Here is an 8020-nt window from a genome sequence, read left to right as displayed (position 1 = left end):
CCTCAAGGATTCGCTACGCCGGGCTTACGCCCGTCCTTGACCCGCCAAACCTACCCACTCAAAATTCAAAAGAGGCACTATTCCGAATTCCAACGCGAACTCGATGCCTTCGACGCTTCTGTTGGTCAAGAGTTTAGGGCGTTCTCGGAAACGCATAGTCCCCGCGAGGTGTTTCTATGGCTCGAGCAGCGACGTACCGTTGGTCGCTTACCATTCACCATGGAAAGCCTACTGACGGATTTCTACTGGGAGATAGCGTGAAGTGCGGCGCGATGACTTGCCACAAACAGCAGTGCAGCCAGTCAAGTCGATAGTGCGATCGGCAATATCACCAGCGGCATGACGAACACTACCGGAAAGAGTTCTGAGTACCTCAACATGACTGGGAGCGGCGGGATGAGTTCGGCGCAACAGGCTTTCGACTCGCTACCTGCCGTTCCGGGCAGCGCCAAGACGTATCTTAATGGGGCGCAAGTGGTAACTTTGACGGACGGATCGACGGCTACTCTCTATCCGGTGAGCAAGTCGACAAGCTCGCCTAGCATTCAGATTAGTCGGCCGAGTGGGCCCAACAGCCAGATGAAGATCAGGTTTTAACCTATGAATCAGACTAAAAACGTATTTGCCGACTACATGGCTGCGCTGCGATTTATCGCGTTCAGCGTCTGTATCTACGGCATGTCGAACGGAAGACTGGGTGAGATTGACGAAGATGATCGATTCCTTGCCTTTTACTCACGAGCGTTTTTGCGCGCGCGCCAATGGGTTGTCGTCCCGTTGTGGGAGGGGGACCTTCGGTCGCTGCAAATGGAAGACGGCAAGCGGATTGAATTGTTGGCCAGAGTTCGCTCGTTCTGTTTGCAGAGCGGAAGTAAGTTCTTGCACGTTGCTGCCCTCGAAAAGGCTGAATGGGAATATGCGCCTGATTTTTCAGCTATGACTGTGGCTACCCGGAAGTTGGATCTTTCGGTCGAGGATCCAAATCGATTGTTCGAGACAACGCCCAACAATTTGCCATACTGGGGCACCAATTTTCTTTGGCCGGATAGCGAGCGTTTCATGATCTATACAGACGGGGACAATGTCTCATTTGTCGCGGGCGATCGAAGGGAGATCGAAGATCTGCTCGGCGTTTCGTACTCTTATTGCATGGAACGATTCGTGTCTTCGAATGTTGCGCATCAGACGCAGCCCGACTTGGTCAACGCCTACGTGGAATTCTGTGCTGAATTTGAGTAGCCACAAACAGTGGAACAATTCCCGCTAGCTCATCTATCGTTTGTCGGGGCGGTACATGTTTGGCTGATAACTTTGCAAATGGCAGTGGCGTTACCCCCCGGCGTCAGACTACTTGTCGTGTTATCTGATTCTTATAGGCATGGTCCGGGGGACTGCGGCGCAGCTCGGCAAGTGATACCGCAGATCAGCTGGGCGCGTCGATGAGAGAGAAAAGACGCGCTCGGCGATTGCGATGCACGCGGTGCTGTGCGGCACCGGCCGCAACCTTCGGATGATCCTCGGGAAACTGCAGCTACTTTGCGTCTTCGTTCTCGCTGCTTTGTTCAACCGCGGCCTTGCCTCCGAGGTGACGGCGCGATGCCGGCGGAACGAAAAACGAATTGCTCCGAGCAGTTTCAATAGGCGGCTCTGCCGGACAAGTCCGCCGGCTATTGCCTCGGTAACGTCCTGCGCTCCCATTGCAGCCTCTTTTTTCGCTAGACGCGATTAGCCGTCTAGCGCGATTTACCTATTGGAAATCAGCTGAACAATCGAAGTTTGTGAACCCATGCACAAAGCCGGCGGAGCAGAAAATCCACTGTGCATATTCCACGGGCATGGTTCTGGATCGTCGGAGCTGCCATGGTTACCGGTCTAACGATTTCATATAACTGAAAGCGTTCCGCGATTAATGGGCAGGCCAACGCTTTTGCATAAAAGATAGGCGTCGAAAGCATTTTGGAAAGTATTTGACATAATTTTGACAGGAAACTCGCCGGGTTGAATTCGATACGCCCGCAAGCCGATCCCGACGCTATTCGACTCGCTGTTCGAAAAACCAACCTATGCTTCCCCAGTCGTCTTTGTGCCTGTAAAGTCATACAGCGTTTCCGCGTCAAGCCCGAAATGCAGGCGCAAAAACGCACAGCCACAACGATGTTCCCAAGCAGTTTGCAAAACCGGTTTTGTAAAACAAGGTGCGAAAGGGGATTCAAATGTCAGTCGGCAATTCGGTCGTTGACTCGACCACGAACACCACGAAATTCAAAATCATCAAGTGGGCGATTATCGGGCTGTGCATCGCCATCGGTGCGCCACTTGCGATCATGCTGGTCAAAGGGCTCGTCGGCCTGATTCTGGCCGCGGTGATCGGGCTTGCGGCGATCAACTTCGGTCCCGTTCTTGCCATGAAGTTCGCGAACCAGAAGGTCAAGATGTTCGTGAACGAAGCGAAGTCGAACCCGATCGAGACGCTGTACAACGAGCTGGCCGAAAAGCAGGAAGGCGCCGAGCGGTTCAAGAAGAGCATCACGGACTTCCGCACGGAGGTGAAAAACTTCGAGGACAAAACCGCGCAGTTCAAAAAACAATATCCCGACGACGTCGCGCGTTTCGAGAACCAACTCGCGACGATGAAAAAGCTGCTCGCGTTTCGGGAAGGGCGCTATAAGCAGGTGCAGGACGAGCTCAAGAGATTCTCCGACGCTATCGATCGCGCCAAAGCACTGTGGGACATGTCGCAGTCAGCGCAACGCATGAACAAGATCGCCGGCATGCAGTCGAGCGACACCTTCGCTCAAATCAAAACGGACGCCGCGCTCGACTCGGTGATGAACTCCGTCAACAAGGCATTTTCCGAAATGGAAACCTCGTTGATGGAAAGCGCCGAAGTGCAGCAGGCCAAAGCCGCGACAGAGATGGGCACAGTTAATCCACCTCCCCAGCAACTCGGCTCCCCCACGGCATCCAAATAATCAAGCGCGGCCCTTCGATAACTCAACTCGATCAAAAATGAAGAAAATTCTGGGTTCGGTTCTTTTTCTGGTCTTGCTGGCTGCCGGTTGGTACATCCACGAAGGCGGCCTCAAAAATACCTTTAACGCTGGGCAGAGCGCTGACAAAGACACTGTGGCGGTGAACGGAGTGGACACCGGCTCGAATAGATCCGATGAGGCAAAAACGCCTGCCCCGAGCAATCCGGATGGCTTTGTGCCCAATAAGGACGCGCTGAAGTCCATCTTGAGCAACGGCATCGTGCGTGTCAGCGTCGAAAATCCGTCGCGGCCGTTTTACTCGGAAGACAACGGCAAGCCGCAAGGCTTCAATGTCGACTTCGCCAATCTGCTGTTCGCGCAGAAAGAGTTCACCTCCAGCGACCATCCGACTGTCACGGTCGACACGCATCACGGCGTGGACACGTATCCGGCGGTCCCTGAGCAACTGACCAAAACCGACAAGCAGGGCAACGCTGTAGTCGACGTTGCGATGGACGGTCTGACCTTTCCAGACAACACCCCAGGCGGCGTCGTCTATTCGATTCCGTATGTCGAAGACTTCGGCTATTCGTTGATCGTCGCAAAGGGTTCTCCGGTTCGCTCAGCGGCGGATCTGTCGGGCAAAACGGTCGGTATTCTGCAAGGCGATCCGGATGTGAAAGCGTTTGCCCAGAAAGCGTTCCCGGATAGCAAAATCGTCGAACTGTCGGATGCGAGCATCGAGGGGCAGCGGTCCTGGATGGCGTACTTCCTGGACGGACATCAGGTCGACGCGATCGTCTACGACTATCCGTTCGGCGTGTCGGAGATCAAGGACACCGACCTGACGTTTGCTGTCACGAAGCTGGACGGCTCCAACCTGTTGTACAAAATCGGCGTGCGCAAGGAAGACAGCGCGCTCCTGATCTACCTGAACTCGGCGATCGCGAAGGTCAAGCAATCCCCCGCATACCTCGACCTGCTGCGTAAATACTTCATCAGCAACCAGGTGCTCACCACCGCCGCGACGAGCGGCGAGAAGACGTACGTGGTCCGCTCGGGTGACACACTGAACGCGATCGCCGCGAGTCTGTTGGGAAGCGGCACGCGATATGTGGAAGTGCAGAAGCGCAATAACCTGCCGAACCCTAACCTCATCCTGATCGGGCAGCATCTGATCATTCCGGTGCGCTGAGCGGTTTGTTTTTCTGCGGGGACAACCACTCCGCGTGAGGTAGGCGTGACGGGCACGACCGCGCTGCACGGCGGTCGTGCCCGTCACGCATTAGCGTCGTCTAGCTCAGCGTCCGGTATCGCTGGATGGAGCCAGGATCCGTACCGGCACGCGCCTCGTTGAGGATCGTCCGGCGCGTATCTACCGGATTTGCCGGGGCGCGCGCCGATCCTCTGTACAATTGCCCGATCGAAAACCGATGTGAGCCCGTTCTCGGTGCCTGCCCGAGCGGCATGGCGGCAAGGCCGGTTCTGCACGCCTGAGCGCGAATCGCACCGCCGCAATGCCTGCAACGCGCGTTTTAAACATCGACCCACCCCGATCCCATCGACCGAATTCATGGCCATTACCTACAAGACTCCCGACGACATCGCCAAGCTGCGCATCTCCGGCCGCCTCGCCGCGGACGTGCTCGCGATGATCGGCGAGCACGTCAAGGCCGGTGTCTCCACCGACGAGCTCGACGCGCTGTGCAACGACTACATCGTCAACACGCAAAAATCGATTCCGGCGAACGTCGGTTATCTGGGCTTTCCGAAGACGGTCTGTACCTCGGTCAATCAGGTGGTGTGCCACGGCATACCCAATCGCAGCGAGATCCTGAAGGACGGCGACATCATCAATATCGACGTCGCGATCATCAAGGACGGCTACTTCGGCGACACCAGCCGCATGTACTGCGTCGGCCAGCCGAGCACGGTGGCGCGTCAGCTGATCGACACGACCTATGAAGCGATGCTGGCCGGCATCCGCGAGGTGAAGCCGGGCGCGACGCTCGGCGACATCGGCTACGCGATCCAGAAGACCGCGCAGCGCGACGGCTTCTCGATCGTGCGCGACTACTGCGGACACGGCATCGGCAAGGTCTACCACGAAGACCCGCAAGTGCTGCACTACGGCCAGCCTGGGCAGGGCGTGCGCCTGAAGCCCGGCATGGTCTTCACGATCGAACCGATGATCAACGCGGGCCGCGCCGGCACCACGGTGCAGCGCGACGGCTGGACCGTGGTCACCAAGGACCGTTCGCTGTCGGCCCAATGGGAGCATATGGTCGCCGTGACCGAAGACGGCTACGAGCTGCTCACGCCGTGGCCGGACGGCACCGGCGACTACGAGGCGCCCTGAGCACGCCGCCCAGGCGCTACGCCGAACCGGCAGGGCCGGCGGCGGGCGTGCGAAATGCTGCGCGGATTGGGCGCGGTTCCTGTGCCGTGGCCCCGCGCCGCCGTCCCGTCCTGCAAATAAGGATTTGACTCGCGCGCCGGTTCGGTTAAAGCTACGCGTTAGGATTTCAAGGGGTTTTCGTCTGCATGAATCCGTCATTGACTGTTCGCCGTATTGCCGCTGATCAGGGCGCCGTTTTTCGCGAACTCCGTACTGCGTCGCTGCGGGAGGCGCCCTATGCCTTCGGCGAAACGCTCGAGGACGCTTTGTCGGCAGATGCCGCCAGTTTCGACGCCACCGCCGCCTCACACGCTGTTTCCCTTGCCGCCACCAGCTTCATCCTCTATACCGAGGGTCATCCCGCCGGACTGATCGAAGCATATTTCGACGACACCGCGGCGCGCCGCGCGTTCGTCTGCGAGTTATGGGTGGCGCCGGCCGTGCGCCATCTGCGGGGCGGCGAGCTGCTGGTCGACACGGCCAGCGCCTGGCTCGCGAGCGAAGGCGCGATGGAAATCTACGCGTGGGTCGCCGATGCCAACCGCAATGCGATGCGCTTCTACGAGGCGCTCGGCTTCGGCCCGACCGGCGAGCATCGCCGCGTCGCGCGCGCGCCCGAGCAGGCGGAAAGCCTGCTGGTGCGCCACGTGCCGACCACGTCTCAGGTGTTTGAGCAGTGATCCCGCGAGCGGCGCGCAGCAGCCTGCCGCTCAAGTCCCATCCGCGTCTGTACAGCGTCGTGGCCCATCGCGCGGTTCAAGCGCTGCTGTGGCGGCGCGTTCTATCGGCAAAAAAGCTCGCCGCCCGCGTGGACGCCTGTAAAATACGCAAAATTTTTTGCCGAACGCTATGTCGCCCAAGAAATCACCCTTTTTCGAACTCCGCAGCGGCTCTGTCGACACGCTCCTGTTCGTGGTCAAGACAACCGACCTCGAAGCCATGCGTGCCGAACTGACGCGGCGCTTCGAGGCGACCCCGGAATTTTTCGCTAACGACGTCGTCGCGCTCGACGTGCGGCGCCTCGCCGAGAACGAACGCGTGCCGCTCGCCGAGATCGCGCAGTTGCTCGAGAGCGTGCGTATGCACCCGGTCGGCGTGGTCGCCAACGCGCAGCAAGCATGGGCGGCCGAATCGGCGTTGCCATTGCTCGAAGCGCGCGATCACCGCGGCGCTGCCGCAAAATCCGCCGACGAAGAGACCGTGACCGCGGTCGCACCCGCGCCGGTTGCTACCGCCGCGACGGCTACACCACCGGCCGATCTCTTCGAAGGCGCCGGCACGCCCGCAGCCGGGACGCCTGAAGCCGGCACGCACGCAGCCGGCACGCCGGCCACGGCCGCCGCGGTCGAACCGGCACGCGCAGCCGAGCCCGTACGCCTTGCCACCTCATCGCAAACGATGGTGGTCGACAAGCCGTTGCGTTCCGGTCAGCGCATCTACGCAAAGGGCGATCTGGTCGTGCTCGGTCTGGTGAGCTACGGCGCCGAAGTCATCGCGGAAGGCAACATCCATATTTACGCGCCGCTGCGCGGCCGGGCGTTGGCCGGCGTGCAGGGCAATCACGACGCGCGCATTTTCTGCACGTGTCTCGAGCCGGAACTGATCTCGATCGCGGGCATTTATCGAACGACCGAGAACCCGCTGCCTGCCGACGTGCTCGGCAAGCCGGTGCAGATCTGGCTCGAAGAAGAAAAACTGATGATCGAACCGTTGCGGCTCACCTGATTGGCATGAAGCGCGCGCTGCCCAGAACGGTTTCGGCACGCACCGTTGCACGCTAAATATGACCGCACATAATTGACGAATTTGACGAACACAAGGGTAGGGTAATGGCAAAAATCATTGTGGTGACTTCGGGCAAGGGTGGCGTGGGCAAGACGACCACGAGCGCGAGTTTTGCGTCGGCCCTCGCGCTGCGGGGCAGCAAAACCGCCGTGATCGACTTCGACGTCGGCCTGCGTAACCTTGACCTCATCATGGGCTGCGAGCGCCGTGTGGTGTACGACCTGATCAACGTGATCCAGGGCGAAGCCAATCTGAACCAGGCGCTCATCAAGGACAAGAAGTGCGAGAACCTGTTCATCCTGCCGGCCTCGCAAACGCGTGACAAAGACGCGCTGACCATGGAAGGCGTCGAGAAGGTCATCGACGATCTGATCGCGATGGACTTCGAATACATCGTCTGCGATTCGCCGGCGGGTATCGAATCGGGCGCGCTGCTGGCCATGCATTTCGCCGACGAAGCACTGATCGTGACGAACCCGGAAGTGTCGTCGGTGCGCGACTCGGACCGTATCCTCGGCATCCTGTCGTCGAAGACCAAGCGCGCGATCGAAAGCAAGGAGCCGATCAAGGAACATCTGCTGATCACCCGCTACAACCCGAAGCGCGTCAGCGAAGGCGAAATGCTGTCGCTCACCGACATCCAGGAAATTCTGCGCATCGACCTGATCGGCGTGATTCCCGAATCGGAAGCGGTGCTGCATGCGTCGAACCAGGGCTTGCCCGCTGTGCACATGGACGGCACGGACGTCGCCGAAGCCTATAAGGATGTCGTGTCGCGTTTCCTCGGCGAGCAGAAATCGCTTCGCTTTACCGATTACCAGAAGCCAGGCCTCCTGCAGCGCCTCTTCGGCACCAAGTAAGGGGA

The 8020-nt window shown here is 59.1% G+C and carries 8 protein-coding genes; all 8 read left to right on the top strand.

From position 1 onward, the window contains the following. Window positions 1–261: hypothetical protein (locus AC3WLT_RS23560; RefSeq protein WP_492594091.1), on the top strand; the 261-nt coding region annotated here is incomplete at its 5' end. A gap of 339 nt (window positions 262–600) precedes the next feature. After that, window positions 601–1239, top strand: coding sequence for a hypothetical protein (locus AC3WLT_RS23555; RefSeq protein ID WP_492594090.1), 639 nt, complete (start codon window positions 601–603; stop codon window positions 1237–1239). 974 nt (window positions 1240–2213) lie between these two features. Further along, window positions 2214–2972, top strand: a complete 759-nt coding sequence (locus AC3WLT_RS23550; RefSeq protein WP_492594089.1) for a hypothetical protein — start codon at window positions 2214–2216, stop codon at window positions 2970–2972. Window positions 2973–3009: 37 nt separating this feature from the next. Further along, the gene (locus tag AC3WLT_RS23545) at window positions 3010–4167 is read left to right on the top strand and encodes a transporter substrate-binding and LysM peptidoglycan-binding domain-containing protein (RefSeq protein WP_492594088.1); all 1158 of its coding nucleotides are present in this window, start codon (window positions 3010–3012) and stop codon (window positions 4165–4167) included. 378 nt (window positions 4168–4545) lie between these two features. After that, window positions 4546–5331 carry a type I methionyl aminopeptidase gene (gene map / locus AC3WLT_RS23540; RefSeq protein WP_492594087.1) on the top strand — a complete coding sequence of 262 codons (786 nt, stop codon included), beginning with the start codon at window positions 4546–4548 and terminating at the stop codon, window positions 5329–5331. A gap of 185 nt (window positions 5332–5516) precedes the next feature. Beyond that, on the top strand, window positions 5517–6050 hold the full coding sequence (locus tag AC3WLT_RS23535) for a GNAT family N-acetyltransferase (protein WP_492594086.1): 534 nt from the start codon (window positions 5517–5519) through the stop codon (window positions 6048–6050). A gap of 169 nt (window positions 6051–6219) precedes the next feature. After that, entirely contained in the window at window positions 6220–7095 is an 876-nt protein-coding gene (minC, locus tag AC3WLT_RS23530) for a septum site-determining protein MinC (RefSeq protein WP_492594085.1), read from the top strand. A gap of 104 nt (window positions 7096–7199) precedes the next feature. Beyond that, the gene (minD, locus tag AC3WLT_RS23525; protein WP_492594084.1) at window positions 7200–8015 is read left to right on the top strand and encodes a septum site-determining protein MinD; all 816 of its coding nucleotides are present in this window, start codon (window positions 7200–7202) and stop codon (window positions 8013–8015) included. Window positions 8016–8020: the final 5 nt, after the last annotated feature.

This window comes from Paraburkholderia sp. FW306-2-2C-D06C (assembly GCF_058781505.1).
This window is presented reverse-complemented; position numbering and strand designations above follow the sequence as displayed.